Genomic DNA, 20600 nt, shown 5'->3' on the forward strand with positions numbered 1-20600 from the left:
ACCGGGTGGGTCGGGGACGGCGGTACGGCGGCTGTTGGTGCCGAGACGGACACCTTGGCAGAGTGACCCGCGGTACGGCGATGATGTGCCGTGGCGGGTTCACGCCGTGGCCGGTTCCCGCCACGGCGGGCAGGTCACGAGGGACGTTCTCCGGGGAAGGACAGGCGCTGATGCTGGCAGCGATAGGTCTGGACGAGAAGCACGAGTCGGCGTACCGGGCGCTGGTGTCCGTGGGCGCCGCCGACCTTCCGGACCTCGCGCGGCGGCTGACGCTCGGCGAGTACGACACGGAGCTGGCCCTGCGCCGGCTGGAGCGGCACGGTCTCGCCGCGCAGTCTTCCGCCCGACCGGGCCGATGGGTCGCGGCGCCGCCCGGGGTGGCGCTGGGCGCGCTGCTCACCCAGCAGCGGCACGAGCTGGAGCAGGCGGAGCTGGCCGCCGCGCTGCTCGCCGAGGAGTACCGGGGCGCGGCGGGCGAGCCGGCGGTGCACGACCTGGTCGAGGTGGTGATCGGCACGGCGGCGGTCGCGCAGCGCTTCCTCCAGCTCCAGCTCGGCGCGACGGAGGAGGTGTGCGCGCTGGTCACCGGCGACCCGATCGCCGTGTCCGGCATGGAGAACGACGCGGAGGAGCAGGCGGTCGGGCGCGGCGTCGGGTTCCGGGTGGTCGTGGAACGCGCGGTGCTCGACATGCCCCACGGCATCACGGAGCTGACGGCCGCGCTCGGCCGCGACGAACAGGTGCGGGTGGTGGCGGAGGTGCCGACCAAACTCGTCGTGGCGGACCGCACGCTCGCGATGGTGCCGCTCACCGCGCACACCGCCGAGCCCGCCGCGCTCGTCGTGCACGCCAGCGGACTCCTGGAGCTGCTGTGCGGGCTGTTCGAGTCCGTGTGGCGCACGGCGCTGCCGCTGCGGCTGGGCACCGACGGGGTGGCGGAGGACGGCCCGGAGGGCCCCGACGGCACCGATCTGGAGGTGCTGTCGCTGCTGCTCGCCGGGATGACCGACGTGAGCGTCGCCAAGCAGCTCGATCTGGGCCTGCGGACCGTGCAGCGCCGGGTGAAGCGCCTCATGGAGCTGTGCGGGGTCACGACACGCCTCCAGCTCGGCTGGCACGCCTACGAGCGGGGCTGGGTCGCCCGCGACGGTTCCGCCTGAGCGCCGCGGGCGGCCCCGGGGCGCTCCCCGCTCCGGGTCCGGCCGGACCGGACGCGCTTGACCTGCGCTTTCGCGCCGCCTCCTGCACGCTGGGGACATGGGCGTGTGGGAACTCCTCCTGGTCGGTCTCATCCTCGTGACCGGCCTGTGCGGGGTACTGGTACCCGGCGTTCCGGGGTCGTGGCTCGTCTGGGCCGCGGTTCTGTGGTGGGCGCTGACCGATCCGCAGCCGGTGGCCTGGGGGATCCTGGTCGGCGCGACGGTGGTGCTGTTCCTGTCCCAGGTGGTGCGCTGGGCCCTGCCGCCGCGCCGCCTGCGCTCGTACGGCACACCCCGCATGGCCGTGTTCGCCGGGACCGGCGCCGTCGTCGGCTTCGTGCTCGTCCCGGTGGTCGGTGCGGTCCCCGGGTTCGTGGGCGGCGTCTACCTGGCCGAGCGGCTGCGGCTGGGCAGCCACGGCGAGGCGGTCGCCTCGGTGCGCACGGCGATGCGCTCGGGCGGCTCCGGCGTCCTCGCGGAACTCTTCCCGTGCCTGCTGATCGCGGGGGCGTGGCTGGGCGCGGTGCTCTGGGGCTGACGGGACGCGGCGGCGGTTCCCCGCCCACTCCGCGTAGGTCCACGGCCCTAAGACTCCTACCTGATGCGCGGGGCGCGGCCGGGTGGTTGGCTCCTGCCATGACCGACGAACGGGTGGTGTCATGACCGAATTCACCGATGCCGAGCGTGCCTATCTCCGTTCCCAGCGGCTGGGACGGCTCGCGACCGTCGACCCGCAGGGCCAACCCCAGGCGAACCCGGTGGGTTTCTTCCCGCGGGACGACGGGACGATCCTGGTGGGCGGCTATGCGATGGGGACCACGAAGAAGTGGCGGAACCTGCGGCAGAACCCGAAGGTCGCTCTCGTCGTCGACGACATCGTGAGCGTGACGCCGTGGCGGGTGCGGGGCCTCGACATCCGCGGCGAGGCCGAACTCCTGGTCGGCCCGCACGACTTGGGCGCGCACCTCAGCGAGGAGGTGATCCGGATCCACCCGCGCAGGATCCTGAGCTGGGGCCTGGAGGAGGAGTAGGGACGCACGGGAGCGCGCGGGCGGGCCGCCGGGCCGGAGTCGTCAGTCCTTGCGTCCTGTCGCGGCGACCGTGACGCCGAGACCGATCATCGCCAGTCCGCCGGCGCCGCCGACCGCCGCCAGGCGTCGCGGGGAACGGGCGAACCAGTCGCGAGCGGTGGACGCCGCCAGTCCCCACACGCTGTCGGAGGCGAGCGCGATCAGGTTGAAGACCAGCCCGAGCACCAGCATCTGGGCGGCCACGTGTCCGCTCTCGCGGTTCACGAACTGGGGCAGTACGGCGGCGAAGAACACGATCGTCTTGGGGTTGGTGACCCCGACGGTGAACCCCTCGCGCAGGGTCCGCAGCCGGGTCCTGGACTCGGCCTCGGCCGTGAACACCGCGCGTACGGAACGGCGTTGGCGGAAGGCGCGGACGCCCAGGTACACCAGGTAGGCCGCGCCCGCCCACTTCAGGAGGGTGAAGACGAGCACCGAGCGCTCGACCACCGCCCCCACCCCGAGTGCGACGGCGACCACGAGGACGTACCCGCCGGCGGTGTTGCCCAGGACGGTCGTCAGCGCGGCCTGCCGGCCCTGTGCCAGCGCCCTGCCGATCACGAACAGGACGCTGGGTCCCGGGATCACGATCAGCAGGAGGGACAGGGCCGCGAAGGCGAGGAGGCGGTCGGCGGAGAGCATGCCTCAGCCAAGCAGCCACCGGAGATCCGCTCAACCACTTTTAGGAGCAGGGCGGTTGGGCCCGACCCGGCCCGCGTGTGCGTCCCGCCGACGGGGGCGGAGCACACGCGGGCCGGGCCGCACGGTGTCAGCGCACGTTCCCCCGCTTGGCGTCCATCGCGGCACGGCCCTCGGCGCTCCTGCGCTTCCAGTCCCGGCGCATCTCCGAACGCATGCGGGCGTCCGTCTTGGCGACCATCCACCGGTTCTCCCGCATGAGTTTGCGGTAGCTGTCCAGCCGCCGGGACGCCAACTCCCCGTTGTCCAGGGCCGCGAGCACCGCGCAGCCGGGCTCCGACTCGTGGGCGCAGTCCTGGAAACGGCAGTCGGCCGCCAGGTCCTCGATCTCGGAGAACACCTGCCCGACGCCGCTCTCGGCGTCCCACAGGCCCACCCCCCGCAGTCCGGGGGTGTCGATCAGGACGCCGCCGCCCGGCAGGACCAGCAGGTTGCGCGTGGTGGTGGTGTGCCGGCCCTTGCCGTCCACGTCCCGGGTCGCCCGCACCTCCATGACGTCCTCCCCGAGCAGGGCGTTGGCGAGCGACGACTTGCCGGCCCCGGACTGCCCGAGCAGCACGGAGGTACCGCCGGAGACGACGGCGGCGAGGACGTCGACGCCGTCGCCGGTGTGTGCGCTGAGGGGCAGGACGGGCACCCCGGGGGCGGCGGCCTCCACGTCCTGGACGAGGTACGAGCGGGTCACGGCGTCCGGCACGAGGTCCGCCTTGGTGAGCACGACGACGGGACCGGCGCCGGACTCCCAGGCCAGGGCCAGCAGGCGTTCGATGCGGCCGAGGTCGAGTTCGGCGGCGAGAGACACGGCGACGACGGCGTGGTCGACGTTGGCCGCGAGGATCTGGCCCTCGGACCTCTTGGACGACGTCGACCGCACGAACGCGGTACGGCGCGGAAGCAGGGTGCGGACGTAGAGCGGGTCACTGCTCACGGGGTCGACGGCGCACCAGTCCCCCGTGCACACGACCTTCATGGGGTCGCGGGGGACGACGAACTCGGTGTCGGCGCGCACGGGGCCGGCCGGCGTGACGACGTCGCACAGGCCGCGGTCGACCCGCACGACACGGCCGGGGACCAGCCCCTGCCGGGCGTACGGCGCGAACTCGGCCTCCCAGTGGGCGTCCCAGCCGTACGGGGCCAGCGGATGCGCGGAAGTGGGCGCGACGGGCGCGGAGTCGGAGAGGTCGGAGGAGAAGGAGAACGACGAGAAAGACAAGGGAAACCCTTCGAGGGGCGGCCCCGGCAACGCGCGAACGGCGCGAGCGAAAAGGTCAGCCGGCGGCCACGGAGGTGGACTTGACGAACTGCTGGATGCGGGCAACGCCCGTCTCGACGACAGCCATCGGTCAACACCTCCCAAGCCTGATCACCGGCCACGACCACCCGGTCGCGCCGCTCGAACACGCACCACCCTAGGGGCGGCGCCGTGCGGGCCGCCACTTCTTTTCCGAGGGCCGCCTCCGTCGCCGGGACCGCCCGCGCCGAACCGCCGCGGGCGTGGCACGCGGCGGCTCAAGTCCCCTCTTTCGACGGCCGGTTCAGCGGCGGAGTTCCGTCTCCCGTTCCATGTGCGACAGCTTGGCCGGGTTGCGCACGGCGTAGAGGCCGGTGATGAGGCCGTCCTCGACGTGGGCGGCGAGGACGGTGTCGATCTCGCCGTCGAGCACGAGGACCAGCGCGGGGCGGCCGTTGACCTGGACGGAGCGCAGGGACGCCGCCGTGCTCCTGGCCGGCCCGGCCGTCAGCATGCGGGCCACCTTGTCGGCGCCCACGATCGGCCGCAGGACCGCCTGCTTGACCCCGCCGCCGTCGCCGAGGAGGACGACGTCCGGCGCGAGGACGTCGAGCAGTCCCTGCAAGTCGCCGTTCCCCGTGGCCCGTTGGAACGCGTCGAGCACCTGGCGGGTCTCGTCCGCGGACACGGACCCGCGCGGCCTGCGCGCGGCGACGTGCGCCCGCGCCCGGTGCGCGACCTGCCGGACCGCCGCCGGGCTCTTGCCCACCGCGTCGGCGATCTCCTCGTAACCGAGGTCGAACACCTCGCGCAGCACGAACACCGCCCGCTCGGTCGGCGCGAGCGTCTCCATCACCAGCAGCATCGCCATCGAGACGCTGTCGGCCAGTTCGACGTCCTCGGCGACGTCCGGTGCGGTGAGCAGCGGCTCGGGGAGCCAGGAGCCGACGTAGGACTCCTTGCGCCGCCCCAGCGCGCGGATCCGTCCGAGGGCCTGGCGGGTGGCGATCCGTACGAGGTACGCGCGACGGTCCCGCACCTCGCCGAGGTCGACGTCCGCCCAGCGCAGCCAGGTCTCCTGGAGGACGTCCTCCGCGTCGGCGGCGGACCCGAGCATCTCGTAGGCGACGGTGAAGAGCAGGTTGCGGTGGGCGACGAAGGTCTCGGTGGCGGAGTCCGCGGAGCCCCCGCCGGCCGCCTCCCCCGCCGCTTCCGGGGGCGACGGCACGCCCCGCGCCGGCCCCTGCTCCCCTTGCGGCCGTTCGTTCGCCATCGACTGCTCCCGCCTGCCCGTCGCCGCTTCCCCCACGCGCAAGAGACGCCGGTGGGCGCCGGTCTGTGACAGGGGCGGGCGGTGGCGTACGTCACATCGCCTCCCCGTCACAGGGAGCCGGTGGCCGGCATCTCCTGTTCGTCCGACACGGACGAGAAGGACGAGAACGACGAGAACCTCGAGAGGACCGGACCATGAGTGACACCCGGCTCAACCTGTTCGAGAACGACCTGGGCATGCGGTTCGCCAAGCGCTTCGCGAACGCCTCCCTGATCATCCAGAAGTCCCCGCTGCCGCCGTCCACGCAGGAGTTGGTGTCGCTGCGCGCCAGCCAGATCAACGGCTGCGGATGGTGCATCGACCTGCACACCAAGGAGGCGACGGCGGCGGGCGAGAGCGCGGTACGGCTCCACCTGGTCGCCGCCTGGCGGGAGTCCACCGTGTTCACGGAGGCGGAGCGCGCGGCACTGGCGTTCGCCGAGGAGGGCACCCGGCTCGCGGACGAGCGCGAGGGCGTCAGTGACGAGACGTGGGCGCGGGTGCGCGAGCACTACGACGACGACCAGCTCGCCGCGCTGGTGTGCCTGGTCTCGCTGATCAACGCGGCGAACCGGATGGCCGTGCTCGTGCACCAGAAGGGCGGCTCGTACGAGGTCGGCATGTTCGCCGCCGCGACGGCGAACTGACGGCCGAACTGAGGGCGCACGTCCGCGGGGACGGGTGTCGCGGGTCAGACGGCCAGCATCTTCTGGATCGCCTGCCGGGACACCCCCAACTCCCGCGCGATGTCGGCCCGGGAGACCCCCTGGTCGATCAGCGACTGCATCAACTCCCGCCTCTCGGCGGCGAATCGCTGGGCCAGACGAGCGTGGTGAATCGCCTGTTCGCGCACCTCCCTGATGCGGTCGAGGGCGGGCCGGTACGCGGAGAGGTCCTTGTCGGCGGTCATGCCGACAGAATGACAACGGGGGGTTGACGATGTCAACCCCCCGTTGTCACGCCGCGCCTCCCGCGACCTCCTCGCGCCCGCCCAGCCCCGCGATCATCAGCCCGATCGTGAAGTCGAACCGGTCGTGGACCGTTCCCGCGGTGAGCTCGGCGGCGTGCCGCCTGGTGTGGGGGTAGCCGTCGGGGAGGGCCGCGAAGCGGGTCAGCAGTTCGTCGCGGCTGAGCACCCAGTCGTCGTCGGCCGCCCGGCCCGGCCGGCTCCTCACCAGGGAGACTTCGAGGCTGAACGCGTTCACGTAGAGCGACAGCGCGTCCAACGCCCAGGCCGCGGCCTGCGGTTCGACTCCTCCGGCGAGCAGGATGGCGAGCATCCCCTCCCCCACCCGCAGGGTGTCCGGGTTGGAGGGGGCCGCCGCGATCGCCGCCCGCGAGATGCCCGGGTACCGCAGGTACTGGTCACGCAACCGGGCGCAGACGTCGACGAGTTGGCGCCGCCAGACGGCGGGGTCCGGCTCGGGCAGCTCGATCCCGGCACACAGCCGCCCGATGAGCAGCTCGTCCAGGTCCTCCTTGTTGACCACGTGGGCGTAGAGCGACGACGGCCCCGTCTCCAGTTCCGCGGCCACGCGCCGCATCGTGAGGGCGTCGTAGCCCTCCCGCTCGACGATGCGGAACGCGGTGTCGATGATCGCGTCGACCGTGATCGGCTTCTTGCGCCCGCCGGAGGGCCCGCGCCGGGCCGCGGGGGCGGCGGTCGAACCGGTGCCGAGCTGGTGCCGCGCCGCGCGCCGCTGCTCTGGGGTGGGGGACATGCCGGGCAGTCTAACCAATCGGCGAACGGTGTTCCCCGCCATGCAGAACAGTGTTCGTATTGCTAAGAACACTGTTCCGATGTAGAACAGTGTTCGTGTCCACTGAACAGCACCTCTCGTCCACCCCGCCGGAGGCCGCGCCGCCGGCCCCGCCCACGGCCCCGCCGCCGACGCGCACCGCGTGGCTGGTCCTCGTCGCCGTCTTCCTCGCCGACCTGATGGACCTGGTCGACGCGAGCGTCGCCAACCTCGCCGGTCCGTCCATACGCGCCGACCTCGGTGGCGGCCAGGTCACCGTGCAGTGGGTGCTGAGCGCCTACACCGCCGCGTTCGCCCTCGGTCTCGTCACCTCGGGGCGGCTGGGGGACGTGCTCGGACGCCGCCGGCTCTTCCTGATCGGCATGACCGGCTTCACCCTGACGTCACTGGCCTGCGGCCTCGCTCCCGGCGTGACCTTCCTGATCGTGGCCCGCACGCTCCAGGGCCTGTTCGGGTCCGTCATGATCCCGCAGGGCCTCGCCCTGGTGAAGGTCGTCTTCCCGCCGCAGCACCTGCGCAGGGCACTGACCCCCGTCGGCCCGATCATGGGGCTCGCCATGGTGGCGGGGCCGATCCTGGCCGGCTGGCTGCTCCACCTGGACCTGTTCGGCAGCCAGTGGCGCCCGATCTTCCTGATCAACGTCCCGCTCGGCGTGGTCGCCGGCCTACTGGCCCTGCGGGTCCTTCCGCGCGAGGGCGGCGAGGACCGCACGGCCCGCCTCGACCTCACCGGCGTGGGCCTGCTCACCGCCGCCTCCGCCCTGCTCATCGTCCCGCTCATCCAGGGGCGCGACCTCGGCTGGCCCGCCTGGACCTACGCCATGATGGGCGCCTCCGTCGTCCTGCTCGCCCTGTTCGTCGCCTCCGAGCGGCGCAGCAGGCATCCCGTCGTCGCGCCGTCCCTGTTCCGCAGGCGCAGCTTCGTCGTCGGCCTGGTGATCGTGGCCGGGTTCTACGCGTCGTTGAGCGCGTTCGTCCTCGTGATCAACCTGGTGCTCCAACAGGGCCTGGGCTGGAGCCCGTTGCGTACGGGCCTCGCCCTGATCCCGTGGGCGCTGGGCACCGCCGCGGCCGTGCTGCTCGCGGGCGCCAGGCTCGCCGAGAAGCTGGGCCGCGGCAGCCTGCACCTCGGGCTGGCCGTCGCCGTCGCCGGTCTGCTGGGCCTGTGGTGGACGGTCGCCCACTGGGGTGCCGGCATCGACCCGTGGCGGCTGGCGCCCGCGCTGCTCGTCGCCGGGTTCGGCAGCGGCCTGGTGTTCGTGCCGCTGGTCGACTTCATCATCGGCGACGCCACTCCCGAGGAGGTCGGCACCGGCGCGGGGCTGCTCAACGCGGTCCAGCAGTTCGCCGGCGCCATCGGTGTCGCCGCCCTCGGCACGGTGTTCCTCGCCCGGGTCGGACACCCGTCGACGCGGTCCTACCTCTCCGCGGCGGAACTGGTCCTCGCCATCACCGCCGGGCTCAACCTGCTGACGCTGTCGCTCGTCGGCCTGCTGCCCAAGCACGCCCGGTCGGCACACGGCTGACCCCGGCCGACGGCCGTGCGGCGTCCCCAGGCGGCGCTCCCGTGCGGCGCCCCCGGGCGGCGGGTCCCGGCACGCGCGGGGGCCGTGGGCACCGGCCCACGCACCCCGAACCCGTCAACCGCCGGGCGTTCACGGCACGTTGGTCCAGCCGGGCGGCACTCCGCCCCGGACCGGCGTGTCGCGGACGTCGTCCCGGCCGCCCCCGCGGGGACGCTCCCGCCCCTCTCGGCACCCGGCCCGCGCGGGGCCCCGGCGGCCGGGCGCGATCCAGATCACACCCCGCAAGCCATTGACCGCCCCGCCTCAAACCGGTTTAGTGAACGCCGGTCGAACGTTTAAACCGGTTTAGCGCCCGGTGCAGTCCCACCCATACCGGACTGTCACCCACACAAAGGGTGTTGGCCGGAAAACGCCGACCGCCCCTGCCCGGTTCCAGGAACACCGAGAGCGGAAGACGCCATGGCTCGCAGGCCCACCATCGACGACGTCGCACAGCGTGCGGGCGTCTCGCGCAGTTCCGTCTCGTTCGCCCTGAACGACCGGCCGGGCATCGCCGAGGAGACCAAGGAACGCATCCTCGCGGTCGCCGCCGAGCTGGGCTGGACCCCGAGCCGACCCGCGCGGGCGCTCTCCCTCGGCAAGGCGGGCGCCTTCGGCCTCGTACTCGCCCGGGAGCCCGACCAGATCGGCGCCGACCTGTTCTTCCCCGCGTTCATAGCGGGCGTCGAGGTGGCCCTCGGGGAGCGCGGCGACGGGCTCATGGTGCACCTGACCACCCCCGAGCGGGAGCGGTCCGTGTACGAGCGGCTCGCCGCCGACCGCCGGGTGGACGGCGTGCTCCTCACCGACCTGCGCCACGACGACCCCCGCCCCGCGCTCGTGCACCGGCTGAACCTGCCCGCCGTCGTGGTCGGGCAGAGCGAGTGGAGCGACGGGCTCAGCTCGGTCGGCCTCGACGACCGGCCCGCGTACGTCGCGGCGGTGCGCCGCCTCGCCGAGCTGGGACACCGCCGCATCGCCCACGTCGAGGGGCCCCAGGAGTTCCGCCACGCGCACCGCCGCCGGGCGGCCTGGGAGGAGACACTGCGCGAACTCGGCCTGCCCGAGGGCCCGGTACGGCCCGGCGGCTTCTCGGCGGAGGGCGGCGCGAGTGCCACCCGTGAACTGCTGGCGCTCGCCGAACCGCCCACCGCCATCGTCTACGGGAACGACCTGGCCGCCACGGCCGGGCTCTCCGTGGCCCAGGAGCTGGGCGTTCCGGTACCGGAGCGGCTCTCGGTCGTCGGCTACGACGACACCCCCCTGACCCGTTACACCCACCCGCCGCTCTCCTCCGCCCGCGCCGACGCGCGCGGCTGGGGCGAGGCGGCGGCCCGCGCCCTGGACCGGGTGCTGGCCGGCGAGGAGGTGGCGCACGTCGTGCTGCCGCCCGCCGAGTTCGTCCCCCGCGCCTCGATGGGCCCGGCGCCCACGCCCTGAGCACCGGCCGCCGGGCCGCCGCACCGCGAGGGACGGCAGGCGCGGCGGGCACCGCGAGGACGCGGGCGAGGAATGAAGGAATGTCCGTCCGGCGACGAGGCCGGGCGTGAACAGTTCGGAGAGTTTGCATGCTGAGGAGAACGGCGTACTCGCTGCTCGTGCTCGCACTGGCGGGCGCGGCGACCGCCTGCGGGAGGTCCGCACCGGACCCGGACACCGCCGCGAAGGCGCACGGTCCCATCACGGTCTGGCTGTCGAACAACGCGCAGGAGGTGGCGTGGGGCGACAGCATGGTCGCCGCCTGGAACAAGAGCCATCCGGACCAGCACGTCACGGCGCAGCAGATACCGGCGGGCAAGACGTCCGAGGAGGCGATCAGCGCCTCGATCATCGCGGGCACCAGTGCCTGCCTGGTCTTCAACACCTCGCCCGCGTCGGTGCCGACCTTCCAGAAGCAGAACGGCCTGGTGCCGCTCAGCGACTTCCCCGACGGCGACTCCTACATCGAGCAGCGCGGCGGCTCCCTCACCGACCAGTACAAGTCGCAGGACGGCAAGTTCTACCAACTGCCGTGGAAGAGCGACCCGGTGATGATCCTCTACAACAAGAAGCTCTTCAAGAAGGCCGGTCTCGACCCCGAGCATCCCCAACTGGCCACCTACAGCCAGTTCCTGAAGACCTCCCGCACCCTCGTGCACAGCGGCGCCGCCAAGGCCGCGATCTGGCCCGCGCCCAGCAGCGAGTTCTTCCAGTCGTGGAACGACTTCTACCCGGCGTTCGCCGCGCAGAGCGGCGGCAAGCAGCTCATCGAGGACGGCAAGCCCCAGTTCGACTCGGCGGCCGGCCGCGAGGCGGCCGCGTTCTGGCGCACCATGTACGCGGAGAAGCTGGCCCCACAGGAGGCGTATCCCGGTGACGCGGTGAACGACGGGAAGGCCGCGATGGCCACCGTCGGGCCCTGGGCCATCTCCGCGTACAAGGACAGCGTCGACGTGGGAGTTGCTCCGGTCCCGACCGCGGACGGCAGGGCGGCGGACGACACGTACTCGTTCAGCGACGAGAAGTCCGCCGCGATGTTCAGCTCCTGCAAGAACCGGGGCACCGCCTGGGACCTGCTGAAGTTCGCCACCTCGGCGCAGCAGGACGGGAAGTTCCTCGACGCCACGGGTCAGATGCCGATGCGTGAGGACCTGACCTCCCGCTACCCGGCCTTCTTCGCCAAGAACCCGATCTACAAGCCGTTCGCCAAGCAGGCCGAGCACGTCGTCGAGGTCCCCAACGTCCCCGGTTCCGTGGACATCTGGCAGGCCTTCCGCGACGAGTGGACCAAGTCCGTCATCTTCGGCGACGAGTCCACCGACACCGGACTGCGCAAGGCCTCGGACAAGATCACCAAGCTGCTCGACGAGTACGGGGACCCGTCATGACGAACCTCCGTTCCACCGCCACCGCGTCGGCGGCCTCCGGCACGACCGGCGCCGCGGGCCGTCCCGCCGAGGGCGCCGCGTCCCGTCACCACCGGGTCCGGTCCTGGACCGGCTCCCTCTTCGTGACGCCGTACGTGCTGTTCCTGCTCGTGGTGTTCGCGGTCCCGATGGTCTACACGCTGTGGATCTCCTTCCACCGCTTCTACTTCACCGCGCCCGGCACGCACGTCGACTCGCCGTGGGTGGGCCTGTCCAACTACCGGGACGTGTTCACCGACCCGGTCGTCGGCCGCGCGTTCCTCAACATCGGCGTCTTCCTCGTCATCAACGTGCCGCTCACGGTGGTGCTTTCGCTCGTCCTGGCGTCGGCACTCAATTCGAGGATGCGCTTCCGCGCCTTCTTCCGGGCCGCCTACTACCTGCCGTACATCACGGCGAGCGTCGCGCTGGTCGCGGTGTGGCAGTTCCTGTTCGGCTCGGACGGCTTCGTCAACAACCTGCTCGGCTCGCACGCGCCGGACCCCTCGTGGCTGGTCAACTCGCATCTCGCGATGCCGATGATCGCGTTCTTCGTGACGTGGAAGCAGCTCGGCTTCTTCGTGATGCTGTACCTCGCCGCGCTCCAGAACGTCGGCAAGGAGCTGTACGAGGCGGCGTCCGTCGACGGGGCCGGCCGCGTACGGCAGTTCTTCGCGGTGACGGTGCCCGGCGTGCGTCCGGCCACGACCCTCGTCGTGATCTACGCGATCATCACCGGCGCCAACCTGTTCAGCGAGCCCTACCTGCTCACCGGCGGCGGCGGTCCCGACAACGCCTCCACCTCGCCCGTGCTGCTCATGTACCAGAAGGGCATCGAGCAGGGGCACCCCGACTTCGCCGCCGCGCTGGGCGTGGTGCTGGTCGCCTTCGTCCTCGTCATCTCGCTGGCCGCCCGCAAGCTCAACGAGAGGGGCAACTGACATGAGCGCCGCCGCAACCCCGCCCGCCGAGGCCCGGCGCACCCCGCCCGCCGGCCGACGCGCCCGCCGCCCCTGGGGGACGGCCGCCAAGTACCTGGTCCTGTCGCTCGGCGCCCTCGCCTTCCTCTTCCCCTTCTACTACATGATCGTCGGCTCCCTGCGGAAGACGACGACGGGCGACCTGTCCTCCGCGTCGCCCACCGGGCTGACCGGCGGCAACTACACGGCCGTCAACGGCGCGATCTCGCTGGGCCGTTCGCTGCTCAACTCCGGGATCATGACGATCGGCGTGCTGCTGTGCACCCTGGTCTTCGGAGTGCTCGCCGGCTACGCGCTGGCCCGGCTCCAGTTCCGCGGCCGGGGAACCGTCTTCGCCTCGCTGCTGCTCGTGCAGATGGTCCCGTTCCAGCTCCTGACGCTGCCGCTGTACGTGCTCGTCGTGCGCGACTACGGGCTGGGCGACAACTACATCGGCATGATCCTGCCGTTCGCGGTGAACTCGACGGCCGTCTTCCTCTTCCGGCAGTTCTTCCTCCAGATGCCGCAGTCCCTCTTCGAGGCGGCCCGTCTCGACGGCGCAGGCGAGCTGCGCATCCTGTGGAAGGTCGCGCTGCCGATGGCCCGGCCCGCCCTGCTCACCGCGATGCTGCTGACCTTCATCGGCCCGTGGAACGAGTTCCTGTGGCCGTTCCTCGTCACGAAGAACGCCGACATGCAGCCGCTGGCCGTCTCCCTCGCCAGTTTCCTCTCCAACCTCCAGGGCACGGTCTCCAACCCGTCCGGCGCCCTGCTGGCCGGCGCGTGCGTGCTGGCCGCCCCCGCCGTGGCGCTGTTCGTCCTGTTCCAGCGCCACTTCACCTCGACCGACATCGACTCCGGAGTAAAGGGCTGATTCCCCCCATGAGCACCACCAGCGCCGCCTCGCGCATCCCCTACCGCCTCGTCCGCAAGGGGCTCGTCATGTCCCCGCTGCCCGGCGACGCCAACGAGGCCGAGGGAGTCCTGAACCCCGCGTCGGGCCGCACCCCCGACGGCCGTCTGCACCTGCTGCCGCGGCTGGTCGCCGAGGGCAACGTGTCCCGCGTCGGCCTCGCCGAGGTCACCTTCACCGACGGCGTCCCCAGCGGCGTCGAACGCCGCGGGGTCGTCCTCTCCCCCGACGAGGGCTGGGAGCGCGGCAAGAACAACGCCGGGGTCGAGGACCCCCGCGTCACCTGGATCCCGTCGCTCGGCAAGCACGTCATGTCGTACGTCGCGTACGGGCCGCTCGGCCCCAAGCCCGCTCTCGCCGTGTCGGAGAACCTGACGGACTGGACCCGCCTGGGTCCCGTCCAGTTCGCCTACCAGCCGGACCTCGACACCGACCTCAACCTGTTCCCGAACAAGGACGTCGTCCACTTCCCGGAGCCGGTGCCCGGCCCGGACGGCGAACCGGCGTACGCGATGCTGCACCGCCCGATGTGGGACCTCGGCTGGTTCCGCCCCGGCGAGGGCGTCCACCTGCCCGCCGGGATCACCGACGAGCGGCCCGGCATCTGGATCTCGTACGTGCCCGTCGCCGAGGTCGAGGCGGACATCCGCGCCCTGGCCCGCCCGCGCGACCACCGGCTCGTCGCCCTGTCCGAACACCCGTGGGAGGAGCTGAAGATCGGCGGCGGTCCCGCCCCGATCCGCGTGCCCGAGGGCTGGCTGCTCGTCCACCACGGCGTCTCCGGCCACATCGAGGACCCCTTCGCGCAGAACCAGAACGTCTCCTACGCGGCGGGCGCGATGATCCTGGACCCGGCCGACCCGTCGAAGGTCGTCGCCCGCTCGGAGGAGCCGCTGATGGCTCCCGAGACCGACGAGGAGCGCTCGGGCACCGTCCCGAACGTGGTCTTCCCGACCGCGATCGAAGAGGTCGACGGACAGCTCTACGTGTTCTACGGCATGGCGGACGCGCACATCGGCGTCGCCCTGCTGGAGCGCACCGCGTGACGTCCGCGGCGGCCCCGCTCGGCCTCGGGCTGGTCGGCTGCGGCGGCTTCGGGGCGTACGTCCTGGACGCCGTGGCCGGCCTCCCCGGGCTGCGCCCGACCGCCGTCGCCGACCCCGATCCCGTACGGGCGAGGGCACTTGGCGAGCGGTACGGGATCGCCGCGCTGTCCTCCCTGGAGGAACTGCTGGAGCGCGGGGACGTGGCGGCCGTCGCGATCGCCACCCCGCCGGCCGCGCACGCGGCGATGGCCACGGCCGCACTGCGGGCCGGCCGGCACGTCTTCTGCGAGAAGCCGCTCGCCACCACCGCGCGGGACGCCCGCGCGGTGGCTCGCGAGGCGGAACGCGCCGGGCGGGCGCTGGTCGTCGACCACGTCCTGCGCTACAACCCGTTGCTGCGGGCCCTCGAACACCTCACCGCCGAGGGGCTGTTGGACGCCCCGCGCCGGTTCCTGTTCGAGAACGACGCCTCCGACGAGGACCTCGGCCCCGGCCACTGGTTCTGGGACCGGTCGCACAGCGGCGGCATCTTCGTCGAGCACGGCGTGCACTTCTTCGACGCGGCGCGCGCCCTGCTGGGCTCCGACCCGCTCAGCGTGCGCGCGACCGCGGTGCGGCGGCCGGGCGGGCCCGTGGACATGGTCAGCGCCGACGTCCTTCATCCGGGCGGCGTCCTCGCCTCGCACCTGCACTCCTTCACCCACGCGCACCGCTGCGAAAGGCAGTTGACGCGACTGGACCACGGCTTCGCCGAGACCAGGATCGAGGGCTGGATCCCCGTACGCGCCACGGTCTCGGCGTGGACCGACGAGGCCGGAGCGGCGGCCTGGGAGCAACTGCCTTCCAGAACAGCGGAGTTGCTCGACGTGGACGGTTTCCGGCCGCACGGCGGCGAGCGGATCTCCGTCACCGTCGAGCGCGGCGCGGGCGCCCCGGCCCCCGCGCGCGGACGCGGCGTCGAGCGCACCGTGCCGCACCACGTCCGGGCCGTCCTCGACCTCGGCGGCGAGGCGCGCAAACCGTACGTCTACAGCGAGAGCGTGCGGGCCGCCGTCGCCGACCTGGTCCGCGTCGCGCGCCACGGCGGCACCCCGGTGGCCGACGCCCTCTCGGGCGTCACGGCGGTCGCCGTCGCGGAGGCGGCGACGCTGGCGGCGGACACCGGCACGGAACAGCCGGTCGGCGCCGTGCCCGCCGACGGCGCGGGCCCCGCCCCCGCCTCAGCACCTCAGTACTTCCAGGAGCCCTCATGAGCTGGTGGCAGGACACCGTCTGCTACGAGTTGTACCCCCGCGCCTTCGCCGACTCCGACGGTGACGGGACCGGCGACCTCGCCGGGGCCACGGCGCGCCTCGGCCACATCGCCGAACTCGGCGCGGACGCCGTGTGGATCACGCCGTTCTACCCCTCGCCGCTCGCCGACGGCGGCTACGACATCGCCGACCACACGGGCGTCGCCCCCGACCTCGGCACCCCGGAGGACTTCGACCGGCTCACCTCGCGGGCGCACGAGCTGGGCCTGAAGCTCATCGTCGACCTCGTGCCCAACCACACCTCCGACCGGCACCCCTGGTTCCGCGAGGCGCTCGCGGCAGGGCCCGGTTCGGCGGAACGCGCCCGGTACCTGTTCCGCGCGGGGCGTGGTCCGTCCGGCCAACTCCCGCCCAACGACTGGCAGTCGGCGTTCGGCGGCCCGGCGTGGACCCGCGTCGCCGACGGCGAGTGGTACTGCCATCTGCACGCCCCCGAACAGCCCGACCTCAACTGGCGCTCCCCCGACGTGCGTTCGGGCTTCGCCGATGTCCTGCGGTACTGGCTGGACCGGGGTGTGGACGGCTTCCGCGTCGATGTCGCGCACGCCCTGTTCAAGGCCGAGGGCCTGCCCGACGCCGGCCCCGGCCAGCACCGGGACCCGCTGCGCAACCACCTCATGCCGTACTACGACCAAGAGGAACTGCACCCGCTGTACCGCGAGTGGCGCACCCTCCTGGACACCCACCCCGCGCCGCCCGGCGCGGTGCCGCCCCGCGACCGGGTCATGGTCGCCGAGGCGGCCGTCTTCGACCCCGCCAGGCTGGCCCGCTACATCCGCCCCGACGAGATGCACCAGGCGTTCAACTTCGCCTTCCTGGAGGCCCGTTGGGACGCGAAGGAGCTGCGCGACGTCATCGACGCCTCGCTGCCCTCCCCCGGCGGCGGGGCGGTCACGTGGCTGCTCTCCAGCCACGACGCGGTACGGCCGGTGACCCGCCTCGGCTCCGCCGCCCGCGCGCGGGCCGCCGCGCTGCTGATGCTCGCGCTGCCGGGTGCCGCGTACCTCTACCAGGGCGAGGAGCTGGGCCTGCCGCAGGCCGCCGTCCCCGACGACCGGCTCCGCGACCCGCTGTGGGAGCGCTCCGGCCACACGGAACGGGGTCGCGACGGCTCCCGCGTGCCGCTGCCGTGGTCGGGCGACAGCGCCCCGTACGGCTTCACCACCGGCGCGCCGGACAGTACGTGGCTGCCGCAGCCCGACGGCTGGGCGCGGTACACCGTCGCCGCGCAGGAGCACGACCCGGCCTCCACGCTGAACCTCTACCGCGCGGCGCTGCGGCTGCGCCGCGAGCATCCCGCGCCGGATCCGACGGCCGCGCCCCACTGGTACTCGGCGCCCGGCGACCCGTACCTGGCGTTCCGCCGGGCGGGACTGACGTGTGTCGTCAACCTCGGGCCGGCGCCGCTGGCCTGGGCCGAACTCGGCGTCACGGGGCGGCCCGTGCTGGCCAGCGGGGCGCTGGAGGGGGAGGCTGTGCCGGGCGACACGGCAGTTTGGGTGGTCTAGGCGTGCGGCTTCGCCGGGGGGTGCCCCGTCGTCATAGGGCGACCCCCAGCCGTGGGCAGCGTTCGCGCAGTTCCCCGCGCCCCTAGGAGGGGTGCAGTGCCCCCTCGTCACACGGCGACCCCAGGCCGGGGCTGGCGTTCGCGCAGTTCCCCGCGCCCCTGGGAGGGTGGGGTGCCCCTTCGTCACACGGCGACCCCAGGCCGGGGCTGGCGTTCGCGCAGTTCCCCGCGCCCCTGGGGGGGTGGGGTGTCCCCTCGTCACACGGCGGCCCGGGAGGGGTGGGGGCTGCTATGTGTTCTTCGGGGGTGTTGCGTTGCGGTATTCGGCGTTGATGCGGCGGGCCTCTTCCAGTTGGTCCTCGAGGATGACGATCCGGCAGGCTGCCTCGATGGACGTGCCGTTGTCCACCAGTTCCCGGGCGCGGGCCGCGATGCGCAGCTGGTAGCGGGAGTAGCGGCGGTGACCGCCCGCGGAGCGCAGCGGGGTGATGAGACGGGCCTCGCCGATGGCCCGCAGGAAGCCCTGGGTCGTGCCGAGCATCTCGGCAGCCCGGCCCATCGTGTAGGCGGGGTAGTCGTCGTCGTCGAGCCGGCCGAACGAGTCGTCTGCTGTCATCGCACCTCTCTGCGGAACACGGGACACCATGGAGGGGCCCTGGTGCCGTACGGCACCAGGGCCCCGAAGGAACTGCCACACCGCTCACCGGTGTTCGTCTGCGTACCCGACGGCAGCTCCTCCGTTGTTCCCTCTGGACCAACTGCGGTACTGCGTCGGCGGCCCCTGATCACCGCGGGCCCCCCGGTCCGGTCGTCAGCCCCGTCACCGTCCACGAACACCCTGGCTCCGGAACTCCACGACCGCACCGTCCTGCGAGAGAAACCATAGGCAAGCGATCACCCCATGTCTACAACTCCCGGGGCAGCTTTTCTTGTGTTCGAAAGTGAGGAAATCTGCCTCGAACAGGGGACGAGTGGCGGGCGGCGGCGGGTGCGCGGACCCTGGAGGGGACAGGAACAGCGACCGGCCGGGGTGGCTTGTGCCCCGGCCCGCTTGCCTGGGAGGCAGCCGATGGCTCCGACGACCCCCACGGCCCCGACCGCCCCTGCCCCGAGCACGCCGTCCGCCCCGGCCGCCGACGCCGGGCTGCTGTCGGCCGGTCTCGGCGACGTGTGGACGCTCCCGGGGGTGTACGCGCCGCAGGCAGACACCTGCCTGCTCGCGCGGGCGGTGCGCGCCGAGGGGGTCGGGGCGGGGGCCGACGTCCTGGAGGTGTGCACCGGCAGCGGCGCGCTCGCCGTGCTGGCGTCCCGGCTGGGGGCGCGGGTGTCGGCCACGGACATCTCCTGGCGCGCGGTCATGACCGCGCGGCTCAACGCGGCCCGCGCGGGCCAGCCGGTGCAGGTGCGCCGCGGCGACCTCGCGATGCCGTGGTTCGGGCGGACCTTCGACCTGGTGCTGAGCAATCCGCCGTACGTCCCCGCCCGGAGCCCGAGGGTCCCGGCGCGGGGCCTGAGCAGGGCGTGGGACGCGGGCCGGGACGGGCGGCGCGTCGTGGACCGGATATGCGCCCACGCCTCCGCGCTGCTGCGCCCGCACGGTGTCCTGCTCATGGTCCACTCCGGCCTGTGCGACGCCGAGGCCACGCTGGCGCGGCTCGGGGAGGCCGGTCTGCGGGGCACCATCACGGAACGTGTGACGGTGCCCTTCGGCCCCGTCCTCACCGAACGGCTGCCGTGGCTGCGCGCGCAGGGGCTGCTCGGGGCCGACGAGGACCGGGAGGAGCTGGTGGTCGTCCGTGCCGAACGAAGCTGAGGGGACACCGCGGGGGCCCGCGGCCCGACGTGTCAGCGTCGAGCGCGACGGACCCGTGCTGATCGAGGGACCCGTCGAGGTGATCGGGGACGACGGCACGGTCGTCCGCTCCGACCGGTTCGCCGTCGCCCTCTGCACCTGCCGCCGCAGCCGCACGTACCCGTGGTGCGACACCAGCCACCGGAAGCACAGGCGGCCGGCCCCGAAACGCAGAGAGGACCATGCCGGTGACGACGACCACTGACCGGCCCCGCGCCACCGCGGGACCGGCCCTTCCCGACCCCCGCGGCCCCCTGTCCGCCGCCCTGCTCGCGGCGCTCACCGCGCCGCACGGCACGGGCGCCGGCCACGCGGGGGTCCGGGACGCCGACCCGTACGGCGAGGACCTGCACCTCGCCCTCTACCTGCTCTACGAGCTGCACTACCGCGGCTTCGCGGGGGTCGCCGACGACCGTGAGTGGGACCCCGCGCTGATGCCGCTGCGCCAGGCGCTGGAGGACCGCTTCCTGGCAGCGCTGCGTGCCGACGTGCCGGCGGGCCGGGGCGTGGACGAGGCCATCGGCGACCTGCTGGTCGAGCCGGCCGACCACAGCGGCAGCGTCGCCCACCATCTCGAACACCGCGGCCTGACATGGCAGTTGCGCGAGTACGCGGCCCTGCGCTCGCTCTACCACCTCAAGGAGGCCGACCCGCACGCCTGGGTGATCCCCAGACTCCGCGGCCGGGCCAAGGCGGGGATGGTCGCCATCGAGTACGACGAGTTCGGCGCCGGGCGCGCGGAGAACGTCCACGCCCGGCTCTTCGCCGATCTCATGGCGGACCTCGACCTGGACACCGACTACGGCCACTACCTCCCGGCGGCACCGGCGCCGGTCCTCGCGACGGTCAACATGATGACCCTGTTCGGGCTGCGCCGGGCGCTGCGCGGCGCCCTGGTGGGCCACTTCGCGTGCGTCGAGATCACGTCCTCCCCCGGCTCGCGCCGCCTCGCCGCGGCCATGCGCCGGACCGGGGCGGGCCCCGCCGCCGAGCGGTTCTACGACGAGCACGTGGAGGCGGACGCGGTGCACGAACAGGTCGTACGCCACGAGGTGATCGGCGCGCTCCTCGCCGACGAGCCCCACCTGGAAGCCGACGTGGCCTTCGGCGCGGACGCCACCGTGTTCCTGGAGGACAGGCTGTCCGCCCACCTGCTGGACGCCTGGCGCGCGGGCCGCTCGGCGCTGCGGGACTCGCGGGAGCGGTAGCCCCTCCCGGGGCCGCGTCCGCCCGTGTCGCGGTCGGTGCGCCGAGAAGCGCCCGGTCTCCCGGCGGGGGCGGCACCGAAG

The 20600-nt window shown here is 73.0% G+C and carries 21 protein-coding genes; 15 read left to right on the top strand and 6 right to left on the bottom strand.

Annotated elements, in window-relative coordinates; all coding sequences use genetic code 11:
- Positions 1–170: 170 nt before the first annotated feature.
- The 3 genes from ACFZA0_RS31055 to ACFZA0_RS31065 all read left to right on the top strand — a co-directional run bounded on the left by ACFZA0_RS31055 (position 171) and on the right by ACFZA0_RS31065 (position 2230).
- Positions 171–1160 (top strand): helix-turn-helix transcriptional regulator, encoded by a 990-nt coding sequence (locus ACFZA0_RS31055; RefSeq protein WP_391023094.1) that lies wholly within the window; start codon positions 171–173, stop codon positions 1158–1160.
- A 97-nt stretch (positions 1161–1257) separates the two neighbouring features.
- Positions 1258–1737: a DUF456 family protein gene (locus ACFZA0_RS31060; protein ID WP_391023096.1), complete on the top strand. Its 480-nt coding sequence runs from the start codon at positions 1258–1260 to the stop codon at positions 1735–1737.
- 121 nt (positions 1738–1858) lie between these two features.
- On the top strand, positions 1859–2230 hold the full coding sequence (locus ACFZA0_RS31065; protein WP_391023098.1) for a PPOX class F420-dependent oxidoreductase: 372 nt from the start codon (positions 1859–1861) through the stop codon (positions 2228–2230).
- 42 nt (positions 2231–2272) lie between these two features.
- Here ACFZA0_RS31065 and ACFZA0_RS31070 read toward each other — a convergent pair whose 3' ends face one another.
- From ACFZA0_RS31070 to ACFZA0_RS31080, 3 genes are all read right to left on the bottom strand, one after another.
- Positions 2273–2911: a LysE family transporter gene (locus ACFZA0_RS31070; RefSeq protein ID WP_391023099.1), complete on the bottom strand. Its 639-nt coding sequence runs from the start codon at positions 2909–2911 to the stop codon at positions 2273–2275.
- 127 nt (positions 2912–3038) lie between these two features.
- Positions 3039–4181, bottom strand: coding sequence for a ribosome small subunit-dependent GTPase A (gene rsgA / locus ACFZA0_RS31075; RefSeq protein ID WP_391023101.1), 1143 nt, complete (start codon positions 4179–4181; stop codon positions 3039–3041).
- A 322-nt stretch (positions 4182–4503) separates the two neighbouring features.
- Positions 4504–5472, bottom strand: coding sequence for an RNA polymerase sigma-70 factor (locus ACFZA0_RS31080; protein ID WP_391023103.1), 969 nt, complete (start codon positions 5470–5472; stop codon positions 4504–4506).
- A 194-nt stretch (positions 5473–5666) separates the two neighbouring features.
- Between ACFZA0_RS31080 and ACFZA0_RS31085 the strand changes: the two genes are divergently transcribed.
- Positions 5667–6158, top strand: coding sequence for a carboxymuconolactone decarboxylase family protein (locus tag ACFZA0_RS31085; protein WP_391023105.1), 492 nt, complete (start codon positions 5667–5669; stop codon positions 6156–6158).
- A gap of 44 nt (positions 6159–6202) precedes the next feature.
- Here the strand turns inward: ACFZA0_RS31085 and ACFZA0_RS31090 are convergent, their stop codons facing one another.
- Positions 6203–6421: a helix-turn-helix domain-containing protein gene (locus tag ACFZA0_RS31090; RefSeq protein ID WP_391023107.1), complete on the bottom strand. Its 219-nt coding sequence runs from the start codon at positions 6419–6421 to the stop codon at positions 6203–6205.
- 46 nt (positions 6422–6467) lie between these two features.
- Positions 6468–7232 (bottom strand): TetR/AcrR family transcriptional regulator C-terminal domain-containing protein, encoded by a 765-nt coding sequence (locus ACFZA0_RS31095; RefSeq protein WP_391023109.1) that lies wholly within the window; start codon positions 7230–7232, stop codon positions 6468–6470.
- A 95-nt stretch (positions 7233–7327) separates the two neighbouring features.
- Between ACFZA0_RS31095 and ACFZA0_RS31100 the strand changes: the two genes are divergently transcribed.
- The 8 genes from ACFZA0_RS31100 to ACFZA0_RS31135 all read left to right on the top strand — a co-directional run bounded on the left by ACFZA0_RS31100 (position 7328) and on the right by ACFZA0_RS31135 (position 17460).
- Complete coding sequence (locus ACFZA0_RS31100; RefSeq protein ID WP_391023111.1) at positions 7328–8797, top strand: DHA2 family efflux MFS transporter permease subunit; 1470 nt, start codon at positions 7328–7330, stop codon at positions 8795–8797.
- Positions 8798–9256: 459 nt separating this feature from the next.
- Entirely contained in the window at positions 9257–10276 is a 1020-nt protein-coding gene (locus tag ACFZA0_RS31105; protein WP_391023113.1) for a substrate-binding domain-containing protein, read from the top strand.
- Positions 10277–10404: 128 nt separating this feature from the next.
- Positions 10405–11703 carry an extracellular solute-binding protein gene (locus ACFZA0_RS31110; RefSeq protein WP_391023115.1) on the top strand — a complete coding sequence of 433 codons (1299 nt, stop codon included), beginning with the start codon at positions 10405–10407 and terminating at the stop codon, positions 11701–11703.
- Positions 11700–12662, top strand: coding sequence for an ABC transporter permease subunit (locus ACFZA0_RS31115; RefSeq protein ID WP_391023117.1), 963 nt, complete (start codon positions 11700–11702; stop codon positions 12660–12662). The genes ACFZA0_RS31110 and ACFZA0_RS31115 overlap by 4 nt, the downstream gene beginning before the upstream one ends.
- 1 nt (position 12663) lies before the next feature.
- Positions 12664–13554: an ABC transporter permease subunit gene (locus tag ACFZA0_RS31120; RefSeq protein WP_391023119.1), complete on the top strand. Its 891-nt coding sequence runs from the start codon at positions 12664–12666 to the stop codon at positions 13552–13554.
- A gap of 8 nt (positions 13555–13562) precedes the next feature.
- Positions 13563–14639 (top strand): glycosidase, encoded by a 1077-nt coding sequence (locus tag ACFZA0_RS31125; protein ID WP_391023121.1) that lies wholly within the window; start codon positions 13563–13565, stop codon positions 14637–14639.
- On the top strand, positions 14636–15892 hold the full coding sequence (locus tag ACFZA0_RS31130; RefSeq protein WP_391023123.1) for a Gfo/Idh/MocA family oxidoreductase: 1257 nt from the start codon (positions 14636–14638) through the stop codon (positions 15890–15892). Before ACFZA0_RS31125 ends, ACFZA0_RS31130 begins: the two co-directional genes overlap by 4 nt.
- Positions 15889–17460 carry an alpha-amylase family glycosyl hydrolase gene (locus ACFZA0_RS31135; protein WP_391023125.1) on the top strand — a complete coding sequence of 524 codons (1572 nt, stop codon included), beginning with the start codon at positions 15889–15891 and terminating at the stop codon, positions 17458–17460. Before ACFZA0_RS31130 ends, ACFZA0_RS31135 begins: the two co-directional genes overlap by 4 nt.
- A 288-nt stretch (positions 17461–17748) precedes the next feature.
- Here ACFZA0_RS31135 and ACFZA0_RS31140 read toward each other — a convergent pair whose 3' ends face one another.
- Positions 17749–18075 (bottom strand): MerR family transcriptional regulator, encoded by a 327-nt coding sequence (locus ACFZA0_RS31140; protein ID WP_391023127.1) that lies wholly within the window; start codon positions 18073–18075, stop codon positions 17749–17751.
- Between the two features lie 453 nt (positions 18076–18528).
- On the opposite strand from ACFZA0_RS31140, the gene ACFZA0_RS31145 reads away from it, so the two are divergent.
- Genes ACFZA0_RS31145 through ACFZA0_RS31155 form a run of 3 tightly spaced genes read left to right on the top strand, consistent with a single transcriptional unit; the run spans position 18529 to position 20519 of the window.
- Positions 18529–19272 carry a HemK2/MTQ2 family protein methyltransferase gene (locus ACFZA0_RS31145; protein ID WP_391023129.1) on the top strand — a complete coding sequence of 248 codons (744 nt, stop codon included), beginning with the start codon at positions 18529–18531 and terminating at the stop codon, positions 19270–19272.
- Complete coding sequence (locus ACFZA0_RS31150; RefSeq protein WP_391023131.1) at positions 19256–19516, top strand: CDGSH iron-sulfur domain-containing protein; 261 nt, start codon at positions 19256–19258, stop codon at positions 19514–19516. The genes ACFZA0_RS31145 and ACFZA0_RS31150 overlap by 17 nt, the downstream gene beginning before the upstream one ends.
- Positions 19494–20519 (top strand): iron-containing redox enzyme family protein, encoded by a 1026-nt coding sequence (locus ACFZA0_RS31155; protein ID WP_391023132.1) that lies wholly within the window; start codon positions 19494–19496, stop codon positions 20517–20519. Before ACFZA0_RS31150 ends, ACFZA0_RS31155 begins: the two co-directional genes overlap by 23 nt.
- Positions 20520–20600: the final 81 nt, after the last annotated feature.

It is taken from the genome of Streptomyces sp. NPDC008150 (assembly GCF_042956945.1).
Classification (GTDB): domain Bacteria; phylum Actinomycetota; class Actinomycetes; order Streptomycetales; family Streptomycetaceae; genus Streptomyces.

Bases quoted from the DNA above. Each gene is read 5' to 3' on its own strand.
- ACFZA0_RS31055 (WP_391023094.1), top strand. From the start codon at position 171: ATGCTGGCAGCGATAGGTCTGGACGAGAAGCACGAGTCGGCGTACCGG.
- ACFZA0_RS31060 (WP_391023096.1), top strand. From the start codon at position 1,258: ATGGGCGTGTGGGAACTCCTCCTGGTCGGTCTCATCCTCGTGACCGGC.
- ACFZA0_RS31065 (WP_391023098.1), top strand. From the start codon at position 1,859: ATGACCGAATTCACCGATGCCGAGCGTGCCTATCTCCGTTCCCAGCGG.
- ACFZA0_RS31070 (WP_391023099.1), bottom strand. From the start codon at position 2,911: ATGCTCTCCGCCGACCGCCTCCTCGCCTTCGCGGCCCTGTCCCTCCTG.
- ACFZA0_RS31080 (WP_391023103.1), bottom strand. From the start codon at position 5,472: ATGGCGAACGAACGGCCGCAAGGGGAGCAGGGGCCGGCGCGGGGCGTG.
- ACFZA0_RS31085 (WP_391023105.1), top strand. From the start codon at position 5,667: ATGAGTGACACCCGGCTCAACCTGTTCGAGAACGACCTGGGCATGCGG.
- ACFZA0_RS31090 (WP_391023107.1), bottom strand. From the start codon at position 6,421: ATGACCGCCGACAAGGACCTCTCCGCGTACCGGCCCGCCCTCGACCGC.
- ACFZA0_RS31095 (WP_391023109.1), bottom strand. From the start codon at position 7,232: ATGTCCCCCACCCCAGAGCAGCGGCGCGCGGCGCGGCACCAGCTCGGC.
- ACFZA0_RS31105 (WP_391023113.1), top strand. From the start codon at position 9,257: ATGGCTCGCAGGCCCACCATCGACGACGTCGCACAGCGTGCGGGCGTC.
- ACFZA0_RS31110 (WP_391023115.1), top strand. From the start codon at position 10,405: ATGCTGAGGAGAACGGCGTACTCGCTGCTCGTGCTCGCACTGGCGGGC.
- ACFZA0_RS31115 (WP_391023117.1), top strand. From the start codon at position 11,700: ATGACGAACCTCCGTTCCACCGCCACCGCGTCGGCGGCCTCCGGCACG.
- ACFZA0_RS31120 (WP_391023119.1), top strand. From the start codon at position 12,664: ATGAGCGCCGCCGCAACCCCGCCCGCCGAGGCCCGGCGCACCCCGCCC.
- ACFZA0_RS31125 (WP_391023121.1), top strand. From the start codon at position 13,563: ATGAGCACCACCAGCGCCGCCTCGCGCATCCCCTACCGCCTCGTCCGC.
- ACFZA0_RS31135 (WP_391023125.1), top strand. From the start codon at position 15,889: ATGAGCTGGTGGCAGGACACCGTCTGCTACGAGTTGTACCCCCGCGCC.
- ACFZA0_RS31140 (WP_391023127.1), bottom strand. From the start codon at position 18,075: ATGACAGCAGACGACTCGTTCGGCCGGCTCGACGACGACGACTACCCC.
- ACFZA0_RS31145 (WP_391023129.1), top strand. From the start codon at position 18,529: ATGGCTCCGACGACCCCCACGGCCCCGACCGCCCCTGCCCCGAGCACG.
- ACFZA0_RS31155 (WP_391023132.1), top strand. From the start codon at position 19,494: ATGCCGGTGACGACGACCACTGACCGGCCCCGCGCCACCGCGGGACCG.